This window comes from Nocardia sp. NPDC050717 (assembly GCF_040654275.1).
GTDB lineage: Bacteria > Actinomycetota > Actinomycetes > Mycobacteriales > Mycobacteriaceae > Nocardia.
On record NZ_JBFAHR010000003.1, the window covers coordinates 138977 to 157869 of the forward strand.

The window sequence follows — 18893 nt, forward strand, 5'->3', positions numbered from 1 at the left end:
CGGGCCACCCGGAGTGCACCCCGCCGGCTCAGCGGGCGGGCCATTCCGGCTCCGCCGGCCACGCAGGCTCGGGCGCCGCAGGCTTCGTCAGAAGCCAGCGTTTCGTTCCCGGCAGGGCGACCGCCACCATGGGGGTGGCGAACAGCGCCATCAGCGTGAGCGTGATCAGCGGTATCTCCAACGCGCTGAACAGGAAGGCCGCCGTCATGGCCAGCGGCGCCGCGAGGAGCACCACGCCGCGCCCGCGCCGGTTCCGCGCGAGCAACAGGCGCAGACCGACCAGGTGCAGGACGCCGATCGCGCCGGAAATCGTGGCGATGATCAGCACGAAGGCCGCGTTGACCAGCCGGAAGTCGGCTCCGTCCTGGTTCGGCTCCGCGGTCAGCTGGTGGACGATCTCGGAGACCATGTGGCCGACGATCGCGACGATGACCAGAGCACTGACGCCTGTGAGTACCTGGGCGACGACAGCCGTCCGCCGATCGCCCGCACGACATTCGGTCATCGACGCCCCCACAGAACTCCCGGCAGATACCGCACAGCGTAGCCGGGACAGGCGGCTCAGCCGATGCGACCGAGGAACAGTTCGCCGGGCTTGAACTCGGAGGTCGACTCGATGGTCACCGCGTCGGCGAGGACGCTCGACGCGGCCGGGAAGGCGTCCGGGGTGTCGGTGTGCAGGGTGAACAGTGGCTGGCCCGCGGTCACCGGGTCGCCCGGCTTGGCGTGCATGACGACCCCGGCACCGGCCTGCACGCGCTCGCCCTGTCTGGCCCGCCCCGCGCCGAGGCGCCAGGCCGCGATGCCGACGTCCATGGCGTCGAGGCGGGTGAGGGTGCCGGTGGCGTCGGCGCGGACGGTTTCGGTGTGGCGCGCCGTGGGCAACGTGGCGTCGGGGTCGCCGCCCTGGGCCTGGATCATCGCGCGCCAGTGGTCCATGGCGCGGCCGTCGGCGAGCACGTCGGCCGGGTCGATGTGCAGGCCAGCCTGGGCGACCATCTCGCGAGCGAGCAGCAACGTCAGCTCGACCACGTCGGCCGGGCCGCCGCCGGCGAGCACCTCGACCGACTCGGCGACCTCGAGCGCGTTGCCCGCCGTGCGGCCGAGCGGGGTGTCCATCGCGGTGAGCAGGGCGACGGTGCGCACACCGGCGTCGCGGCCCAGTTCGACCATCGCGGTCGCCAGTTCCCGCGCCCCGTCGAGGGTCTTGAGGAAGGCGCCCGACCCGACCTTCACGTCCAGGACCAGCGCCGCGGTGCCCTCGGCGATCTTCTTGCTCATGATCGAACTGGCGATCAACGGGATCGACTCGACCGTGCCGGTGACATCGCGCAGCGCGTAGAGCCGCTTGTCGGCCGGGGCCAGGTCGGCGCCCGCCGCGCAGATCACCGCGCCGATCGCCGGGTCGGTGAGCATCTCGCGCATCCGGGCGACGGTGACGTCGGCCCGCCAGCCGGGGATCGATTCGAGTTTGTCCAGCGTGCCGCCGGTGTGCCCGAGCCCGCGCCCGGACAGCTGGGGCACGGCGGCGCCACAGGCCGCCACCAGCGGGGCCAGCGGCAGGGTGATCTTGTCGCCGACGCCGCCGGTCGAATGCTTGTCGACGGTGGGGCGCGGCAGGTCGGTGAAGTCCATGCGGCTGCCGGAGCCGATCATCGCGGCGGTCCAGCGGGCGGTCTCGCGGCGGGTCATCCCCCGCCAGAGAATCGCCATGGCCAGTGCCGACATCTGCTCGTCGGCGACGATCCCCCGGGTGAACGCGTCCACCACCCAGTCGATCTGCCCGTCCGACAGCTCCCCGCCGTCCCGTTTGGTCCTGATGACCGATACCGCGTCGTGGCTGTTGCCCATGGGCCCACTCAACCAGTGGTCACCCGCGTTCGCCAGCCTGACCGGCCGCCAGATCGTCGGGCCCGAACGCGTAGGGCAGCAGCTCGGCAAGCGGCTTGGGGCCCGCGGCGTGGTCGACGAGCAACTCGGCGCCGCCGTGCTCGTACAGCAGCTGCCTGCAGCGCCCACACGGCATCAGGATTTCGCCCCTGGAATCGGTCACCGAGACCGCGATGAGACGGCCGCCACCCGAACCGAATAAGTTACCGACGAGTACGCATTCGGCGCACAGGGTTAACCCATATGAGACATTTTCCACATTGCATCCGCTCACAATTCGGCCATCCGCGGTGAGAGCAGCGGCGCCGACCGGGAAACCCGAGTACGGGGCATACGCCAGGCCCATAGCGTGAATTGCCTTGTCATGCAAGGTATTCCAGTCGATTTCGGGCATCACGAACCTCCAGCCGATACCGCCGAACGCGTCGGCGAAGCGGTCTCCGCACCAGTATCCGGCATTGAGAAAGGTAAACCTAACTCGGCGGATTCGCACGCAACGCACGGCACGCCGAATTAGTTCCGCGAAACAGAGAGGATTAGAGTCAGCCGAAGATCGGTTCAGGTTCCCGGCGGCGGGCCAGCGCTCGCGAACACAGCGCAGCCACCTGGGCATTTGCCTCTCCACGCACGCTGGCGTCGGATCTGTGACCGGGTCCATCAACGACGTTGGAGGCACCGCACTCTATGACCACGATAGAAGCTCCGGCTCCGGCCCAGCCGAAGCGGAAGACGCTGTACCGCGGCGACCCGGGCATGTGGTCCTGGGCTCTGCACCGGATCACCGGTGTCACCATCTTCTTCTTCCTCTTCGTGCACGTGCTCGACACGGCGCTGGTCCGGGTCAACCCGAACACCTACGACCAGATCATCGAGACCTACAAGACGCCCATCGTGGCGCTGCTGGAGATGGGTCTCGTGGTGTGCGTGCTGTACCACGCGCTCAACGGCGTCCGCGTGATCCTGATCGACTTCTGGTCGCAGGGCCCCCGCTTCCAGAAGCAGATGCTGTGGATCGTGCTGACCATCTGGGTTCTGGTCTCCGCCGCCGGCGTCGGCCGCCAGTTCTTCTACCTGCTGACGGAGCACTGATATGTCTGCACCTGTCCTCGGCAAGTCCTACGACCGCCCGGCCAGCCTGGACGCGCCCCGCTCCCCGCGGGCCAAGTCGAACAGCAACTTCGAGAAGTACGCGTGGCTGTTCATGCGCTTCTCCGGCCTGCTGCTGATCGTGCTGGTGCTCGGCCACATGTTCATCATGCTGATGATCGACGGTGGCGTGAAGCGACTGAACTTCGGTTTCGTGGCCGGCCGCTGGGCCAGCCCGTTCTGGCAGCTCTGGGACCTGACCATGCTCTGGCTGGCACAGCTGCACGGCGGCAACGGTCTGCGGACCGTCATCGACGACTACGCCCGCAACGACTCCACCCGGTTCTGGCTCAAGACCATCCTGGTCGTCTCGATGATCCTGGTGATGGGCGTCGGCACGTACGTCATCTTCACCTTCGACCCCAACATCACCGGTTAGGAACAGGCCACCTCGCATGAGTGAATCCCGTCCGATTCAGGAACATCGCTACGACGTGGTCATCGTCGGCGCCGGTGGCGCGGGCATGCGCGCGGCGATCGAGGCCGGTCCCCGGGCTCGCACCGCGGTCCTGACCAAGCTGTACCCGACGCGCAGCCACACCGGCGCGGCCCAGGGCGGCATGTGCGCCGCGCTGGCCAACGTCGAGGAAGACAACTGGGAATGGCACACCTTCGACACCGTCAAGGGTGGTGACTACCTGGTCGACCAGGACGCCGCGGAGATCATGGCCAAGGAGGCCATCGACGCGGTCATGGACCTGGAGAAGATGGGCCTGCCGTTCAACCGCACGCCCGAGGGCAAGATCGACCAGCGTCGTTTCGGTGGCCACACCCGTGACCACGGCAAGGCGCCCGTGCGTCGCGCGTGTTATGCCGCCGACCGCACCGGTCACATGATCCTGCAGACGCTGTACCAGAACTGCGTCAAGCACGACGTCGAGTTCTACAACGAGTTCTACGTGCTCGACCTGGTGATGACCGACACCGACCGTGGCCCCGTCGCCACCGGTGTCGTCGCCTACGAGCTGGCCACCGGCGAGATCCACGTCTTCCACGCGAAGTCGATCGTGTTCGCCACCGGCGGCTCGGGTCGTATGTACAAGACCACCTCGAACGCGCACACGCTGACCGGCGACGGCATGGCGATCGTGTTCCGCAAGGGCCTGCCGCTCGAGGACATGGAGTTCCACCAGTTCCACCCGACAGGCCTCGCCGGCCTGGGCATCCTCATCTCCGAGGCCGTCCGTGGTGAGGGTGGCATCCTGCGCAACGCCTCCGGCGAGCGCTTCATGGAGCGCTACGCCCCCACCATCAAGGACCTCGCGCCGCGTGACATCGTCGCCCGCTCGATGGTGCTCGAGGTGCTGGAAGGCCGTGGCGCCGGGCCGAACAAGGACTACGTCTACATCGACGTGACCCACCTCGGCGAGGACGTGCTCGAGGAGAAGCTGCCCGACATCACCGAGTTCGCGCGCACCTACCTGGGCGTCGACCCGGTCAAGGAGCTCGTGCCGGTCATGCCGACCTGCCACTACGTGATGGGCGGTATCCCCACCCGCATCCGTGGCGAGGTGCTGCGCAACAACACCGACGTGGTCCCCGGCCTCTACGCCGCCGGTGAGTGCGCGTGTGTGTCCGTGCACGGCGCCAACCGCCTGGGCACCAACTCGCTGCTCGACATCAACGTGTTCGGCCGTCGCGCCGGCATCGCGGCCGCCGAGTACGCCCAGCGCACCGAGTTCGTCGAGATGCCGGAGAACCCGGCGCAGATGGTGCAGGACTGGCTGACCCTGATCCTGTCCGACCACGGCAACGAGCGCGTGGCCGACATCCGCACCGAGCTGCAGTACACGATGGACATGAACGCCGCCGTGTTCCGCACCGAGGACACCCTCAAGCAGGCCCTCACCGACATCCACGCGCTCAAGGAGCGCTACACCCGGATCACGGTGCAGGACAAGGGCAAGCGCTACAACAGCGACCTGCTCGAGGCCGTCGAGCTGGGCTTCCTGCTCGAGCTGGCCGAGGTCACCGTCGTCGGCGCGCTCAACCGCAAGGAATCGCGTGGCGGCCACGCCCGCGAGGACTACCCGGACCGCGACGACGTGAACTTCATGCGGCACACCATGGCGTACAAGGAGGGGCCGGAACTCATCTCCGAGATCCGCCTCGACTTCAAGCCGGTGGTGCAGACCCGCTACGAGCCGATGGAGCGTAAGTACTGATGACTGCTGTCGCCGAACCCACCACGCAGAAGCCCGCGCCCGTTCCCGAGGGCTCGGTCATGGTCACCGTCAAGGTGGCCCGGTTCAGCACCGAGAACGACAAGGGCGCGTACTGGGATTCGTTCCAGGTGCCGGTCCTGCCGACCGACCGCTTCCTCAACGTGCTGATCTACATCAAGTCCTACCTGGACGGCACCCTCACCTTCCGGCGCTCCTGCGCCCACGGCGTGTGCGGTTCGGACGCGATGCGGATCAACGGCGTGAACCGCCTGGCCTGCAAGGTGCTGATGAAGGACCTGCTGCCCAAGGGCGACAAGACCCTCACCATGACCGTCGAGCCGATCCGCGGCCTGCCCGTGGAGAAGGACCTCGTCGTCGACATGGAGCCGTTCTTCGACGCCTTCCGTGCCGTCAAGCCGTACCTGATCACCTCGGGTAACGAGCCCACCCGCGAGCGCATCCAGTCCCAGCACGACCGCGCCCGCTTCGACGACACCACCAAGTGCATCCTGTGCGCCTGCTGCACCACCTCCTGCCCCGTGTACTGGAGCGACGGCAGCTACTTCGGCCCGGCCGCGATCGTGAACGCGCACCGCTTCATCTTCGACAGCCGTGACGAGGGCGCCCGCGAGCGTCTCGACATCCTCAACGACGTCGAGGGCGTGTGGCGCTGCCGCACCACCTTCAACTGCACCGACGCGTGCCCCCGTGGCATCGAGGTCACGAAGGCCATCCAGGAAGTCAAGCGCGCCCTGCTGTTCGCCCGCTGATCTCCCCCAGGTCCACGAAGGCCGCCTCCATCGAAAGATGAAGGCGGCCTTCGTCGTTCGTCACTCGAGGTGCGTCTTGGCTTCCTCGTAGGAACCGCTGGGCGCCTTGTCGTCGCTGGTGTAGACCAGGTGCAGGACACCGGTTCCGAAGGTCTCCGACGACAGCAGGCGAAGCGGGATCGGCGCGCTGTCCTCGAGCAGCCGCTCACCCTTCCCCACCGCGATCGGATGCACCAGCAGGTGCAGTTCGTCCAGCAGGCCCGCGGCCAGCAGCTGGCGCACCACCGACACCGAGCCGCTGATCGCGATGTCGCCGCCGTCCTCGTTCCGCAGCGCGGCCGCGGCCTCGGTCAGCTCACCGTCGAGCCGCTCGGAATTGCGCCAGGTGAACTCCTGGTCCTTGTGGGTGACCACGAGCTTGCGCGCGTCGCCCAGCTTCGTCGCGAACCCCGCGTCCGGCCCGTCCTCGGCTTCCCGGTCCGGCCATGCGCCGGCGAAGCCGTCATAGGTGGCGCGCCCGAGCAGCAGCGTGTCGGCGCTCCCGAGCTGGGCATCGACCGCGGCGCCCATGGCATCGTCGAAGTAGGGGAAGTGCCAATCCTGGGGGTCGGCGATCACGCCGTCGATCGACATGAACAGTCCGGCGGTGATTTTCCGCATCGAGATTCTCCTCTGGCGAGCTGAGTGGGTCGCTTGATAGGACGGTACAGCGCCCGTGAACTCATCGCCCCGCGCACCGTTCCGGCACGGGTCGGTCTCGAACACATCGTCGCCGTCATCCGCCAGCCGCATGTCTGGTCGTCCCAGCGGGCACCGTCGACTGAGGGTTCCTCCGGTGCCGAAAGTCCTCATAGCTCCGCCGCGAAGGTGGTGATGGCGGTGGCGAGGGCGGTGGGGTGGGTGAGGGCGAGGCCGTGATCGGCGTTGGGGAGCAGGAGGGATCGGGCGTGCGGGAACCAGGTGGTGATCAGGTCGTTGACCTCGGCGAACCAGGAGCCGCTCGCGGTTCCGCCGAGATAGAGCAGAGGGGCCCGGACGCGGGTGGCGTCGGCGGCGGTGAAGGTCCAGGTCTGGAGTGCGGGCAGGTCGGTGGTGAAGAAGGTGCTCGCGTCGGCCGTCGCCTGCGCCCTTGCTCCGGGGAGCTGCCGGTCGAGGACAGCGCGCCAGTCGGGGCCGCTGACGATGCCCATCAGGTGGTCGAGGGCGACGGCGGCACCCGCCGCCCGGTACTCACGCTGGAGTTCGATACTGGCCGAACGAAATTCGGCGACATGGACCGGCGGCGGTTCGATCAGGACGAGCGAGCGGACGCGGTCCGGCGCGTCGGCCGCCAGTTGCAGGGCGACGGCGCCACTGTAGGACAGACCGAGCACGTGCGCGGAGTCGAGGCCGAGCGCGGCGAGCAGGGCCGCGCAGTCCCGCGCGTCGCGGCTGATCGAGCCGGGACCGGTTACCGGGTCGCTACCCGCGTAGCCGCGCCGGTGGTAGCGGATCGTGGTGAAATCGCGCGCCAGCGCGTCCGCCAACGGCGCGCATTCCTCGGCCAGCAGCCCGGTCTGGATCAGCACCAGCGGAGGCCCGGTTCCGCCGACGACCACTTCCAGGCCGACCTCGCCCGCGAGCACACGACGAACACCGTGGCGAAGGCAGGACATGTCGGCCACCTCGATCCATCGAGCCTGCTCAGCCAGTGTATCCACCGGGACGCCAGACCCGCTGCGGTCGTGTCACACCTGGGTCGCGAGCGTCCAGATCACCAGCAGCGGCAGGGTGCTCAGGTAGGTGATCCCGCTGTATCGGAACACCTTCTCGGCCATGAGGCCACCGTCGTGTCCGGTGAGCACCCTCATCGGGTTGGCGGATTCGTTGTCGCCGCCGTCGTCCAAGGTCAACGCACACACCAGAAGCAGCGCGTCGGCGACGATGAGCAGGGGCCACACGATCGGCGGGGCGGCGAATCCGGCGAAGATCAACGGCCCGAACGTGAGGGCGGGCAGCAGACCGAGGGTGAACACGCTGATACCGGCATAGATCATGGCGAACCAGCCGAACGCGGTGAGTCGCAGGAGCAGCGCGAGAACAACGACGCCGATTTGGATGTAGCCCATCGACCGCGCCTCCCCTGTGCCGCACCGACTGGATTCCGCGCAGGTGAGCCTAGAACACCCGCACTCGAGCGCGCGGAATCCGGCTATCGGTAGTGCGCGGCCGCCTCGAGTACCGCGGAGCGGTAGGTGCTGCCGAAGAGGACGGCGTGGACGAGCAGGAGGGGGAGCTGGTGGAGGGGGACGCGGGTGCGCCAGTCGGCGGCGAGGGGGTGGGTTTCGTTGTAGGCGGCGATGATTCGGGAGAGGCGCGGGGCGCCGCCGAAGAGGGTGAGGGTGGCGAGGTCGGTTTCGCGGTGGCCGCCGTGGGCCGCGGGGTCGATCAGGTAGGGGGTGTCGCCGGGTCCCCAGAGGATGTTGCCGGGCCAGAGGTCGCCGTGGATGCGCGACGGTGGTTCAGTGGGGGCTTCGATGCGGATGGTTTCGACGAGGCGGGCGTCGGCGGCGTCGAGGGCGCCCGCGTCGACGGCGAGTCGCAGGTACGGGATGACGCGGCGCTCGCGGAACCAGGTCGGCCAGTCGTCGCCGGGGGTGGTGTCGAGCGGCAGGCTGCCCAGGTAGCCGACGCCGTCGCCGCCACCACCGAAGGTGGACGCTCCCGCGCGATGGGTGTCCGCCAACCCGCGACCGAAGCGCTCCGCGGCGGCGGCGCCGGGTTCGGCGTGGTCCACCCACTGCATGAGCAGGAGATCGTCGGAGACGGCGTACACCTCCGGCACCGCGACGCCGGCCGCCGCCCGCAACCAGGTCAGCCCCGCGGCCTCGGCGGCGAAGAACCCGGGCGGCGCCGCGGCGGGCGCACCGTCGGTGGGGGCCGCGGAGACGCCGCCGGGCCAGGTCTTCAGGAACAGCTGTGTCCCGTCGTCGAGTCCGATCCGTTCGGCGACGGCGATCGATCCACCACCGACGGGAGTCGTCCGCAGCCGCTGATGGGCGAGGAAGGTGGGCAGCAGGTGCGGGTTCGCGCGCAGGTACGGCAGGTCCACGGCTGCCATTGTGCCCAGGCGCTCGTGCGGTGGTGGCCGATCGGGCTCCCGCGCCAGGCGGATCACTTTCTGAACAGGTATTACTAAACACTGTTCATAAAGGGCCGATCCGTGGTTTCATCGATGCTGGACGTGGTCCGCATCACGTTGAGACCGGAGGAGACAGTCGTGACCAGCACCAACATCCCCGCGGGATTCGATTTCACCGATCCCGACCTGCTCGCCAGCCGATTGCCGATCGCGGAGTTCGCCGAACTGCGCCGGACCGCGCCGGTCTGGTGGTGCGCACAGCCCGACCGGGCCAGCGGGTTCGACGACGGCGGCTACTGGGTGGTGTCGAAGCTGGCCGACATCAAGGAGATCTCCAAGAACCCCGACGACTTCTCCTCGCACGAGAACACCGCCATCATCCGGTTCAACGAGGAGACCACGCGCGAGCAGATCGACATGCTCGGCAACATGCTCATGCTGAACCTGGACCCGCCGCAGCACACCAAGATCCGCCGGATCGTGTCGAAGGGCTTCACCCCGCGCGCGGTGGAGAACCTGCGGGCCGCGCTCACCGAGCGCGCCGAGCGGATCGTGTGGGAGGCCAAGAAGTCCGGCCGCGGCGACTTCGTCGAGCAGGTCGCCGTCGAACTGCCGCTGCAGGCGATCGCCGAACTGCTCGGCGTCCCGCAGGAGGACCGCCGCAAGATCTTCGACTGGACCAACCAGATGATCTCCTACGACGATCCGGAGTTCGAGGGCAACCACCACACCGCCACCGCCGAGGTGATGGGCTACGCGTGGAACATGGCCGAGCAGCGCCGCGGCTGTCCGGCCGCCGACATCGTGACCCAGCTGGTGAACGCCGACGTCGACGGTGAACATCTCGGCTCGGACGAGTTCGCGTTCTTCGTCATCCTGCTCGCCGTCGCGGGCAACGAGACCACCCGCAATTCGATCACCCACGGCATGAAGGCCTTCGTCGACAACCCCGAGCAGTGGGAGCTCTACAAGGAGCAGCGGCCGCGCACGGCCCCCGACGAGATCGTGCGCTGGGCGACCCCGGTGACCGCGTTCCAGCGCACCGCCACCCGCGACCTGGAACTCGGCGGGCAGCAGATCAAGAAGGGCCAGCGCATCGGCCTGTTCTACAGCTCGGCCAACTTCGACGAGGAGGCCTTCGCCGACCCGTTCACCTTCGACGTGCTGCGCAACCCGAACCCGCACGTCGGCTTCGGCGGAACCGGAACGCACTACTGCGTCGGGGCGAATCTGGCCCGCTTGGAGATCGACCTGATGTTCAATGCCATTGCCGACGCGATGCCGAACCTGCGCCAGGTGGCCGAGCCGGTGCGGTTGCGCAGCGGCTGGCTCAACGGCATCAAGCGCTGGGAAGTCGAATACGCTTGAGCAAGACCATGATCGAAGGGACCGCCGGGTGACGGGAAAGGCGCGCGGCCGGGCGCCCGTGGTGACCGATGCCGACATCCGGCGGGTCACCAGGGCGCTGCTGGCCGAGCAGGGGCCCGAAGCCGTCACCCTGCGGGCCATCGCCCGCGCGCTCGGGGTGACGGCTCCCGCCCTGTACCGGCACTACGCCTCCCGCGACGAGCTGATCGAGCGGATGCGGGTGGAGTTCTGCGCCGATCTGGCCGAATACCTCTCCACCGAGATCGCACCGCTGCCCGACGACGGCGCGGTACAGTTCCTCGCCATCTGCCGCGGGTTCCGGCGCTGGGCGCTGGCGAATCCCCGGGCGTTCACGCTGGTCTTCGCCTCGCCTGCGTCGGGGCGGCCGATGATCGGCCGTTTCGACGAACCCTTCGGCCGGATCTTCCTCGCCGCGGCGGGCAGGCTGCTGGCGAACTTCGACATCGCCACCCCGCCGGGCGAGACCATCCCGCCCGCACTGCGCGACGACCTCGTCAGCTTCCAGACCGAACTGCTCGCCATGCTCTCGGAGTCCGGGCAGAAGTTTCCCGCCGAGAAGCTCGACCTCGGCGTCACGTACCTGATGGTGCAGATCTGGGCCAGGCTGTTCGGGCACGTCACGCTCGAGGTGTTCGGCAACTACCCGATCCCGCTTGCCGAGCCGGAGATCATGTTCGACGCGATGCTGGCCGAGCTGGCCCGCACCACCGGCTTCGCCTCCTAACCCGGCCTCGCCTCGACGAAACCCACTGCGGTGGGCCAAGATCGAGACGACACCGACAGGGACGGGAAGTGACAAGCGATGGAGCGCGAGCAGTTCGTGCGGACCGTGCTGGCGAGCGTGCGGGATCACGGCATCGACGACGCCGAGTACGCCGACGACGAGTTCAGTGTGCGGCTCGGCACCGGCCGGGTGATCTTCCTCGGCAACATCTTCCGCGAATGCGAGCAGCTCGACCCGGCGCAGAGCCAGGACCGCATCGACGCCTTCGTCGCCGCGCTGACCAGCTCCGACGAAGTCCCTGCCGACTGGGAGTCGGTGCGTCCGCTGTTGCGTTCGGTGCTGCGGCCGGTGACCCTCGGGCAGGACGGGCCGCGCCCGCTGCACCGTGCCGCGTTCCCGTTCATCGACGAGGTGGTCGTTGTCGACCTGCCGCGCACCAGGTCCTTCGTGTCGGTGACCCAGCCGGCGCAGTGGGGTGTCGGCGCTGACCAGGTGTTCGCGCAGGCGCGGGCCAATCTCGCCGCGCTCGCGCAGCCGGGTGCGCCGGAGAACCTGCAGGTGCTGCGTTTCCTCGACGCGGGCGACTCCTACGCGGCCTCGTGGCTGCTGGTGCCGGGCTGGCTGGCCGGGTACGCGGGCGGGCGGTTCCGGCCGGTCGCGTTCATCGCCGAGAACGATTCGCTGCTCGTGGTTCCCGACGATCCCGAGCTGCTCGTCGAGGTGTTCGAGATGATCGAGCAGCAGTACCGCGATGCCGCCCGGCCGATCTCGCCGCAGGGCTACACGGTGAACGCCGACGGCGCTGTCGTGCCGTTCGACGAGGCGGGCGAGCACCCGTCGATGCCGCTGGCCCTGCGGGCACGCGCGGGCCTGGCCGCGACCGAGTACAGCATCCAGACCGAGTACCTGAACAACACCTTCGAGGAGTACCTGGAGCTGCCCGAGCTCGACATCGAACCCGCCTACGCCGCCTCGGTGAACTACGAGGAGTCCACCGACGGCGCGTTCACCTCGGCGGTGTGGGGCGAGGGCGTGGAGTACCTGCTCCCGGAGACCGACGTGGTCCGCTTCCTGCGCCGCGACGAGGCAGGCGAGGTCGAACTGGTCTGCACCGTCCCCTTCCCCACCGTCGTCGAGGTGCTCGGCCTCACCCCACTCCCCACCATCGAACCCACCCGCTTCGAAGCCCGCACCTGGCCCTCCCCCGAAGCCATGGCCCGCCTCGCCGCCGCCGACATCGAGCGCTAGTCCAGTGGTGGTGCGGTGCACCAGGATTCGCCCGCGATGACGAGGTGGTCGAGGTAGCGCAGGCCGACGGTGGTGGCCGCGGTGGCGAGGAGGGTGCTGGCTCTGCGGTCGTCGGTGCTCGGGGTCGGGTCGCCGGAGGGGTGGTTGTGGATGACGGCGAAGGCGCGGCCGTCGTGGCGGAGCACGGTGTTGAGCACCTCGCGGACGGGGACCGCGACGTGGTCGATGGCGCCCTCGGCGACGAAAGCGCGGTGGCGCAGGCGGTTCTGGGTGTCGCAGATGAGCACGAGCAGGCGCTCGACCCTGGCTCCGGCGAACAGCGGCACCGCGACGCGGGCGATGTCGGCGGGTGTGGCCAGTTGCGGCACCGACCCGGTGGTGCGTGAGCGGGTGCCGAGGTGGAATGCGGCGATCACCGTCGCCGCCTTGGCCGGGCCGATGCCGGCCCTTCGAGCCAGTTCCTCCGGGCGCGCGGCGGCGAGTTCGGCCAGTCCGCCGTATTCGCCGAGCAATTGGGCGGCCAGCTCGAGCGCGGAGAGCCCTCTGGTGCCCTGGCCGAGCAACAGCGCGAGCAGCTCGCCGTCGCTCAGTGCGTGCGGGCCGAGCAGCAACAGGCGCTCACGCGGGCGCTGGGCCGCCGGCAAGTGCGCGATCGGTACCGACATCGTTCCCCCTGCGGATCGGTGACGGGCTCGATGTTCCCAGCGGGTACCGACAGATTCGCGCGGGAGCTATCGTTCGGCCACCGGTTCGCCGTCGAGTGCGAGGCCGGACTCATCCTCCGGTTGTGTGCTGAAGATCGAATCGGCCATCAAACGCTCCAGATTGCGAAGCTGGCGCTCGTGGACGACGATGCGGCGCAGCGCCTCGTTGACGGTCGCGTTGCTGTCGGCTGTGCCCATGATGTCGGCCGCCGCGGCAAGCAGGTGCTGATCGAGATCTATCCGCAGGGATCGCAATCGTCCTCCTTCGTCTGATCGCAATCTTGCGTTATGCGCCGCGGACGCGTCGGTCTATTCACCGTCTCGTTACCGGACGCGCTCGTTCGCAAACACGCACATCGCACCTTTCCGGCGGCCCGTCGCTGCCGTCAGCAAGCGCACAGAAAACCCTGATGATCGTCGGAATCGCGACGAGAGCCCGGCCGAAACTGCGCAGTTTGCACAGTTGTGCGCGTCGTTGTTGTCGAAGTGCCGGTCCGGTGCTTGCCTTGAGTCATGTTCACCGAGGCGCAGCTGTATTCTCCGGTGACGCGCGCGAACGACGGCGATGTCACCGTTCATCTGAGCGCCGACCACCCCGGTGTGAACGATCGAGATTACCGCGCGAGGCGCAACGCGATCGCAGCGATGGCGCTCGACTACACGCCGGACAGGCCGCTGCCACACGTCGACTACACCGAGGAAGAGCAGCGGGTGTGGCGGATCGCCTCGGCCGAGCTGGCCCGCAAGCACGAGATCTACGCCTGCGCCGAGGTGCGCGACGCGGCGGCCGCGCTCGCCCTGCCACGCGATCACATCCCCCAGCTCGACGAGGTCTCCGCGCTGCTCGCGCCGTTGACCGGATTCCGGTACGTCCCGGCGGCCGGGCTGGTTCCGCTGCGCGAATTCTTCGGCTCCTTCGCCGAGCGCACCTTCCATTCGACGCAGTACATCCGCCATCACTCGGCGCCGCTGTACACCCCGGAACCCGACGCCATCCACGAGATCATCGGCCACGCCAATCAGATCGCGAGTCCGCGATTCGCCGCGCTCTACGAGACGGTCGGCAACGCGGTCGGCCGCCTCGAGACCGAGACCGCGCTGAAATTCCTCGCCGACGTCTTCTGGTTCTCGCTGGAATTCGGGGTGGTGCGCGAGGCCGGTGAGGTCCGTTGCTACGGCGCCGGATTGCTTTCCTCCTACGGCGAGATCGACGAATTCCGGCAGGCCCGGCTACGCCCGCTCAATGTCGCCGAGATGGGCACCATCTCCTACGACATCACCCACTACCAGCCGGTGTTGTTCTGCGCCGAATCCGTCGACCAGATCGTCGACGTGCTCGGCGAATTCTTCGCGACCATGGACGACGACACCCCCGCACGACTCCATCCGGTCGCCTAGCAAACCTCGAAATCGTTGCCACAGAACGCAGTTCATCATTTCGCGCCGTCTCACCTACTGAGATCTGGCCGCGCGCGGACTCCGGTCGGCTGTTAGTTTCGTCCGGTTGTTCGAGCTTTGCGAAAGGGTCGGTAGACCGAAAATGACTGTGGACGAGACGGATACGCAGAACACCGAACCAGCGACGCCTCTGTGGCTGCAGGGCCGCGAAGCGGTCATCGCCGCGGCCGCGCCGGAGGAATGGCGCGACGGCGCGCCCGACTACCACCTCAGCCACGTGGTGATCCCGCGTGAGCGCAGCACCGAGCACGCCCCCGGCTCGCTGGAGGCGATCGTCGAGGATCTGGTGAAGGTCTTCGAGATGGAGGTCTCGCACAAGGGCGACCCGGCCACCTGGCTCTCGGTGGTCGCCGAGCAGTACCGCGGGCGGGTCAACGGCGGGCAGTGGCAGGACGCCGAGGAATTCGCGCGGATCGGCAGCTACAACATTCTGATCGGCGACAACCCGTTCTACGACGCGGCGAACGAGACCTTCGAGTCCTCGCACAAGGTGTTCCACACCGCGTTCCCCGGCGGCTTCTTCTGGGAGGTCGTCGAGGTGCTCTCGGGCCCGCCGTCGGTGAGCTTCCGGTGGCGGCACTGGGGAAAGTATGAGGGCGAGTACAAGGGCCACCAGCCCACCGGCGAGCAGATCGAGATGTTCGGTGTCACCATCGCCCGCGTGAGCGAGGACCTGCGCATCCTCGAGCTGGAGCACTTCTACGACAACAACAAGCTGCTCGGCCCGCTGGCGCACGGCTGCCCGGTGCCGCACGGCACGCCCGAGTGATCAGGGCTTCTCGTCGAGCGGCAGGCCTGCCTGCAGGAATGTCAGCGCGGCGCTGACATTGCCGACATTCATCGGGGTCGCCGGCGCGATGGCGAGCATCGCGCCGATCATCGCGCCGGCGGCCACCCGCACCTCGAAATCCTCCGCGGACCGGCCCGTGTAGTCGGCCAGCATCTGGGCGGCGAGTTCGATACTGCGCAGAAACTCCAGGCCGATCGCCGAGCTCAGTTCCGGCACGTGGAACAGCAGGGCCTGGCGTTCCTGTTCGAAGGCCAGATCGGCGGGTGACATCCGCCCGAACACCGCCGCGACCGCGGTGCGGATGGCGGTGATCGGATTCATGCCGCGCGGCAGCGTGGCCAGCTCCTCGATCATCACCGCGTCCTGATCGTCGGCGACGACCAGCTGTTCCTTGGTCGGAAAGTAGCGGAAGAAGGTGCTCGGGGAGACCTCGGCGGCCGCCGCGATCTGCTCGACCGTCGTCTCGGAGTAGCCCTGCTCCCGAAACAGCCGGAACGCCTCGACCCTGATGGTTCGGCGGGTCCGCTCCTTCTTCCGCTCGCGCAGCGACATCTCAACCGACATGCATCGATTCTGCCGCATCCGGCTGCCGCGCCGGGGGCGCCTGCCGCAGCAGCAGCCCCGTGGCGAGCGCGGCGACCAGGCACAGTGCCGCGCACACGCCGAGCATGGTGTCCATGCCGAACACGAAGGCGTGCCGCACCTGGGCCAGCATCGCCGGATCACCCGTCGCCCGCGCCACGGCGACACCGGCGTTCACTCCGTCCGAGATCGGCGCCCGGTCCAGCTCGCCGAGATCGGCGCGATAGGCGGTGGAAAGCACGGTGCCGAGCACGGCGACGCCGATCGTGCCGCCCGCCTGCCGAAGTGCTTGCAGCAGAGCCGAACCCGACCCGGATCGGTCCGCTGTCAGCTCCCCCATCGCCATGCCGATGGCGGCGGGCATGACCACGCCGAGCCCGGCGCCGAACACCGTCGTCCACAGCGCGGTGAGCCCGTAGCCGCTGTCGACGCGGGTGAACGCGCCGAGGCCGACACCGCCAGCCACCACCAGCAGCCCCACGGTGACCACTACCCGCGCGCCGAGGCGGGGCAGCAGCGGGTCGACCAATCTGCTGCCGACGACGAGTCCGCCGATCAGGGGCAGCAGCCGCAGGCCGCTACCGAGTGCGTCGACGCCGAGCACCGCCTGGAAGTACTGCGGGACCGTGAAGAACAGGCCGAACATCGCGAAGCTGACCCCGATGGCGATCAGGGTGCCCCACCGGAAGCCGGGCGCGGCGAACAACGTGACATCGATCAGCGGGTGACTGCTGCGGCGCTGCCACCAGAGCAGAACGGCGAGCAGCCCGACTCCGGCGCCGACGGCGAGCCACGCGAGCGGGTCGCCCCAGCCGCGTTCGCCGATCCGGATGAATCCGTAGGTCAGCCCGAGCATGCCGCCCGCGGAGAGCAGCGCACCGGCGACATCGACGCGAAACTCGTTGTCACTGCGTGATTCCGGCACCAGCGCCGCCACCGCGACCGCGCCGACGAGCACCAGTGGCACGTTGATCAGGAACACCGACCCCCACCAGAAGTGCTGCAGCAGCCAGCCGCCGAGGATCGGGCCGAGCGGCAGGCCGACGGCGGTCGAGGTGACCCAGATGGTGAGCGCGCGCTGCCGCTCGCCGGGATCGGTGAACAGTACCGGCAGCACCGACATCGACAGCGGCATCAGCGCCGCCGCCGCGATGCCGAGCAGGACCCTGGCCGCGATCAGCTGTCCGGCCGAGCCGGCGAAGGCGCAGGCCACCGAGGCCACGCCGAACAGCAGCAGGGCGGCGAGCAGGACCTTCTTGCGCCCGTACCGGTCGCCGAGCGCGCCCGCGGGCAGCATCAGCGCCGCGAGGGCGAGGGTGTAGGCGCTGCTGAACCATTGCAGCGCCGCGGTATTCGCGTCGAGATCGACCGCGAGGGTCGGGATCGCGACCGTCAGCACGGTGACGTCGAGCCCGATCGTGAGCATCGCCAGGGCCAGTGCGCCGAGGGCGAGCCAGCGGCGCGTGGATTCCGTCCGCATATCTCCTCCAAAATGAGAGTTACAATCATTTGACAGTAACTCTCATTTGACCGTGCATGTCAATAGTCGAGTCCGGCCGCCGCGACCCGCTCGCGGCGGCTCGCTAGGCTCTGAGGCGATGAAGCTCCGCGAACACGGCGTGCGCGCCGCCAGCACTTTCGGCGCCGCCGCCATCGCGGCCGCCCTCACCGCCGCTCCCGTTCTCGCCGTCCCGGCGCCGAGCACGCCGCCGAGCGGCGGCTCCAGCACCACCACCACGCCGCCGTTCACCACACCGAACACCGACAACTGCGCGCAGCGGACACAACCGCCGCCGCCGATCGACACCTCCGAGGTCCCCGCCCCCGGCGAGCCGACCCCGAGCGCACTGCCGGTGCCCTCCCCCGCTATCGGCGGCGACCGGATGAGCGAATGCGGCGTCGTGCTGCCCGCGGGCGCGCCCGCACTGCCCGCCGACATCTCCGCGACGGCCTGGATGGTCTCCGACCTCGACACCGGACGGGTGCTCGCCGCCAAGGACCCGCACGGGCGCTACCGGCCGGCCAGCACCATCAAGGTCGCCCTCGCCGTCGTCGCGCTGCGCACCCTCGACCTGGACACCGTCGTCACCGGCACCCAGGCCGACGCCGATGTCGACGGCACCAGGGTCGGGATCGGGCCGGGCGGCCGCTACACCAACCGCCAGCTCATGCAGGCGCTGATCATGTGCTCGGGCAACGACGCCGCGCACGCCATCGCCGCCCAGCTCGGCGGCGACAAGGCCGCGGTGGCGAAGATGAACGATCTCGCGAAGTCGTTGCGCGCCATGGACACTCGCGCGGCCACGCCCTCCGGCCTCGACGGGCCCGGCATGAGCACCTCGGCCTACGACCTGTCGGTGCTGTTCCGCGAGGCCATGACCATCCCGCTGTTCGCCGAGCTGCTCCACACCGAACAGGTCGATTTTCCCGGCTACCCCGCCGACCCGAAGATCCCCGGCGACGAGGACCACCCCGGCTTCCCGATCGCCAACGACAACCAGCTGCTCTACAACTACGCGGGCGCGATCGGCGGCAAGACCGGTTTCACCGACGACGCCAGGCAGACCTTCGTCGCCGCCGCGGAGCGCGACGGGCATCGCCTCGTCGTCACCCTGCTCAAGGCCGACGTGCGACCGATCCGCCCGTGGGAACAGGCCGCCCGGCTGCTCGACTACGGCTTCGCGCTCGACGCTGACGCCAGGGTCGGCAAGCTGCCCGAATCCGGCAGCGCGGCAGTGCAACCCAGCGTGCCGCTGGCCTCACCGCCGCCACGCGCGGACGGCACCCAGGTCCAGCCCGACCAGCCGCCGCATCAGGCCGCCCGGGTCGGCGTGCTGATCGGCGCGCCGCTGCTGGTGCTGGTGCTGCTGCTGTGGATCCGGCGCGTGTACCGGCGCGGCCGCTGA

At 68.8% G+C, this 18893-nt stretch carries 21 protein-coding genes; 10 read left to right on the top strand and 11 right to left on the bottom strand.

The features are described 5' to 3' along the window. Window positions 1-28 precede the first annotated feature (28 nt). From AB0H56_RS09050 to AB0H56_RS09060, 3 genes are read right to left on the bottom strand one after another with little or no spacing between them, the layout of a single operon-like run. Window positions 29-505 (bottom strand): hypothetical protein, encoded by a 477-nt coding sequence (locus AB0H56_RS09050; RefSeq protein ID WP_357159490.1) that lies wholly within the window; start codon window positions 503-505, stop codon window positions 29-31. A gap of 56 nt (window positions 506-561) precedes the next feature. Next, window positions 562-1851, bottom strand: coding sequence for a thymidine phosphorylase (locus tag AB0H56_RS09055; RefSeq protein ID WP_357159493.1), 1290 nt, complete (start codon window positions 1849-1851; stop codon window positions 562-564). Between the two features lie 19 nt (window positions 1852-1870). Further along, a complete protein-coding gene (locus AB0H56_RS09060) occupies window positions 1871-2284 on the bottom strand; it encodes a cytidine deaminase (RefSeq protein ID WP_357159496.1) in 414 nt (137 codons plus the stop codon). A 290-nt stretch (window positions 2285-2574) separates the two neighbouring features. Between AB0H56_RS09060 and sdhC the strand changes: the two genes are divergently transcribed. Genes sdhC through AB0H56_RS09080 form a run of 4 tightly spaced genes read left to right on the top strand, consistent with a single transcriptional unit; the run spans window position 2575 to window position 5971 of the window. Then, entirely contained in the window at window positions 2575-2979 is a 405-nt protein-coding gene (sdhC, locus tag AB0H56_RS09065) for a succinate dehydrogenase, cytochrome b556 subunit (protein WP_357159499.1), read from the top strand. A 1-nt stretch (window position 2980) separates the two neighbouring features. After that, window positions 2981-3415 (top strand): succinate dehydrogenase hydrophobic membrane anchor subunit, encoded by a 435-nt coding sequence (locus AB0H56_RS09070; protein WP_110037015.1) that lies wholly within the window; start codon window positions 2981-2983, stop codon window positions 3413-3415. Window positions 3416-3431: 16 nt separating this feature from the next. Next, the gene (gene sdhA, locus AB0H56_RS09075) at window positions 3432-5201 is read left to right on the top strand and encodes a succinate dehydrogenase flavoprotein subunit (RefSeq protein ID WP_280306275.1); all 1770 of its coding nucleotides are present in this window, start codon (window positions 3432-3434) and stop codon (window positions 5199-5201) included. Continuing rightward, complete coding sequence (locus AB0H56_RS09080) at window positions 5201-5971, top strand: succinate dehydrogenase iron-sulfur subunit (RefSeq protein WP_110037017.1); 771 nt, start codon at window positions 5201-5203, stop codon at window positions 5969-5971. Before sdhA ends, AB0H56_RS09080 begins: the two co-directional genes overlap by 1 nt. Before the next feature lie 60 nt (window positions 5972-6031). Here the strand turns inward: AB0H56_RS09080 and AB0H56_RS09085 are convergent, their stop codons facing one another. The 4 genes from AB0H56_RS09085 to AB0H56_RS09100 form a co-directional block, all read right to left on the bottom strand. Beyond that, complete coding sequence (locus tag AB0H56_RS09085; protein ID WP_357159503.1) at window positions 6032-6631, bottom strand: dihydrofolate reductase family protein; 600 nt, start codon at window positions 6629-6631, stop codon at window positions 6032-6034. 188 nt (window positions 6632-6819) lie between these two features. After that, window positions 6820-7626 carry an alpha/beta hydrolase gene (locus AB0H56_RS09090; RefSeq protein ID WP_357159506.1) on the bottom strand — a complete coding sequence of 269 codons (807 nt, stop codon included), beginning with the start codon at window positions 7624-7626 and terminating at the stop codon, window positions 6820-6822. Window positions 7627-7698: 72 nt separating this feature from the next. Continuing rightward, window positions 7699-8079, bottom strand: coding sequence for a hypothetical protein (locus tag AB0H56_RS09095; protein WP_357159509.1), 381 nt, complete (start codon window positions 8077-8079; stop codon window positions 7699-7701). An 83-nt stretch (window positions 8080-8162) separates the two neighbouring features. Then, entirely contained in the window at window positions 8163-9071 is a 909-nt protein-coding gene (locus tag AB0H56_RS09100; protein ID WP_357159513.1) for a fructosamine kinase family protein, read from the bottom strand. A 159-nt stretch (window positions 9072-9230) separates the two neighbouring features. On the opposite strand from AB0H56_RS09100, the gene AB0H56_RS09105 reads away from it, so the two are divergent. From AB0H56_RS09105 to AB0H56_RS09115, 3 genes are all read left to right on the top strand, one after another. Continuing rightward, window positions 9231-10460, top strand: a complete 1230-nt coding sequence (locus tag AB0H56_RS09105) for a cytochrome P450 (protein WP_357159516.1) — start codon at window positions 9231-9233, stop codon at window positions 10458-10460. 28 nt (window positions 10461-10488) lie between these two features. Continuing rightward, window positions 10489-11205 (top strand): TetR/AcrR family transcriptional regulator, encoded by a 717-nt coding sequence (locus AB0H56_RS09110; protein WP_357159519.1) that lies wholly within the window; start codon window positions 10489-10491, stop codon window positions 11203-11205. A 78-nt stretch (window positions 11206-11283) separates the two neighbouring features. Next, window positions 11284-12453 carry a hypothetical protein gene (locus tag AB0H56_RS09115; RefSeq protein ID WP_357159522.1) on the top strand — a complete coding sequence of 390 codons (1170 nt, stop codon included), beginning with the start codon at window positions 11284-11286 and terminating at the stop codon, window positions 12451-12453. On the opposite strand, the gene radC is transcribed toward AB0H56_RS09115, so the two are convergent. Then, entirely contained in the window at window positions 12450-13118 is a 669-nt protein-coding gene (gene radC / locus AB0H56_RS09120) for a DNA repair protein RadC (RefSeq protein WP_357159525.1), read from the bottom strand. The two genes, AB0H56_RS09115 and radC, sit on opposite strands and share 4 nt — an antisense overlap. Window positions 13119-13184: 66 nt before the next feature. Continuing rightward, on the bottom strand, window positions 13185-13412 hold the full coding sequence (locus tag AB0H56_RS09125) for a type II toxin-antitoxin system VapB family antitoxin (protein WP_357159528.1): 228 nt from the start codon (window positions 13410-13412) through the stop codon (window positions 13185-13187). Window positions 13413-13670: 258 nt separating this feature from the next. Between AB0H56_RS09125 and AB0H56_RS09130 the strand changes: the two genes are divergently transcribed. After that, window positions 13671-14555: a phenylalanine 4-monooxygenase gene (locus tag AB0H56_RS09130; RefSeq protein ID WP_357159530.1), complete on the top strand. Its 885-nt coding sequence runs from the start codon at window positions 13671-13673 to the stop codon at window positions 14553-14555. Window positions 14556-14697: 142 nt separating this feature from the next. Continuing rightward, window positions 14698-15384 carry a SnoaL-like polyketide cyclase gene (locus AB0H56_RS09135; protein ID WP_357159533.1) on the top strand — a complete coding sequence of 229 codons (687 nt, stop codon included), beginning with the start codon at window positions 14698-14700 and terminating at the stop codon, window positions 15382-15384. Here the strand turns inward: AB0H56_RS09135 and AB0H56_RS09140 are convergent, their stop codons facing one another. Together AB0H56_RS09140 and AB0H56_RS09145 are read right to left on the bottom strand one after the other, a co-directional pair. Further along, the gene (locus tag AB0H56_RS09140) at window positions 15385-15969 is read right to left on the bottom strand and encodes a TetR family transcriptional regulator (RefSeq protein WP_357159536.1); all 585 of its coding nucleotides are present in this window, start codon (window positions 15967-15969) and stop codon (window positions 15385-15387) included. Then, a complete protein-coding gene (locus tag AB0H56_RS09145; protein ID WP_357159539.1) occupies window positions 15959-17467 on the bottom strand; it encodes an MFS transporter in 1509 nt (502 codons plus the stop codon). The genes AB0H56_RS09140 and AB0H56_RS09145 overlap by 11 nt, the downstream gene beginning before the upstream one ends. A gap of 118 nt (window positions 17468-17585) precedes the next feature. Here AB0H56_RS09145 and AB0H56_RS09150 point away from each other — a divergent pair, with 118 nt between their 5' ends. Then, on the top strand, window positions 17586-18893 hold the full coding sequence (locus tag AB0H56_RS09150; protein WP_357159542.1) for a D-alanyl-D-alanine carboxypeptidase family protein: 1308 nt from the start codon (window positions 17586-17588) through the stop codon (window positions 18891-18893).

Bases quoted from the DNA above. Each gene is read 5' to 3' on its own strand.
- AB0H56_RS09050 (WP_357159490.1), bottom strand. From the start codon at position 505: ATGACCGAATGTCGTGCGGGCGATCGGCGGACGGCTGTCGTCGCCCAG.
- AB0H56_RS09055 (WP_357159493.1), bottom strand. From the start codon at position 1,851: ATGGGCAACAGCCACGACGCGGTATCGGTCATCAGGACCAAACGGGAC.
- AB0H56_RS09060 (WP_357159496.1), bottom strand. From the start codon at position 2,284: ATGCCCGAAATCGACTGGAATACCTTGCATGACAAGGCAATTCACGCT.
- sdhC (WP_357159499.1), top strand. From the start codon at position 2,575: ATGACCACGATAGAAGCTCCGGCTCCGGCCCAGCCGAAGCGGAAGACG.
- AB0H56_RS09070 (WP_110037015.1), top strand. From the start codon at position 2,981: ATGTCTGCACCTGTCCTCGGCAAGTCCTACGACCGCCCGGCCAGCCTG.
- sdhA (WP_280306275.1), top strand. From the start codon at position 3,432: ATGAGTGAATCCCGTCCGATTCAGGAACATCGCTACGACGTGGTCATC.
- AB0H56_RS09080 (WP_110037017.1), top strand. From the start codon at position 5,201: ATGACTGCTGTCGCCGAACCCACCACGCAGAAGCCCGCGCCCGTTCCC.
- AB0H56_RS09085 (WP_357159503.1), bottom strand. From the start codon at position 6,631: ATGCGGAAAATCACCGCCGGACTGTTCATGTCGATCGACGGCGTGATC.
- AB0H56_RS09090 (WP_357159506.1), bottom strand. From the start codon at position 7,626: ATGTCCTGCCTTCGCCACGGTGTTCGTCGTGTGCTCGCGGGCGAGGTC.
- AB0H56_RS09095 (WP_357159509.1), bottom strand. From the start codon at position 8,079: ATGGGCTACATCCAAATCGGCGTCGTTGTTCTCGCGCTGCTCCTGCGA.
- AB0H56_RS09100 (WP_357159513.1), bottom strand. From the start codon at position 9,071: ATGGCAGCCGTGGACCTGCCGTACCTGCGCGCGAACCCGCACCTGCTG.
- AB0H56_RS09115 (WP_357159522.1), top strand. From the start codon at position 11,284: ATGGAGCGCGAGCAGTTCGTGCGGACCGTGCTGGCGAGCGTGCGGGAT.
- radC (WP_357159525.1), bottom strand. From the start codon at position 13,118: ATGTCGGTACCGATCGCGCACTTGCCGGCGGCCCAGCGCCCGCGTGAG.
- AB0H56_RS09130 (WP_357159530.1), top strand. From the start codon at position 13,671: ATGTTCACCGAGGCGCAGCTGTATTCTCCGGTGACGCGCGCGAACGAC.
- AB0H56_RS09135 (WP_357159533.1), top strand. From the start codon at position 14,698: ATGACTGTGGACGAGACGGATACGCAGAACACCGAACCAGCGACGCCT.
- AB0H56_RS09140 (WP_357159536.1), bottom strand. From the start codon at position 15,969: ATGTCGGTTGAGATGTCGCTGCGCGAGCGGAAGAAGGAGCGGACCCGC.
- AB0H56_RS09145 (WP_357159539.1), bottom strand. From the start codon at position 17,467: ATGCGGACGGAATCCACGCGCCGCTGGCTCGCCCTCGGCGCACTGGCC.
- AB0H56_RS09150 (WP_357159542.1), top strand. From the start codon at position 17,586: ATGAAGCTCCGCGAACACGGCGTGCGCGCCGCCAGCACTTTCGGCGCC.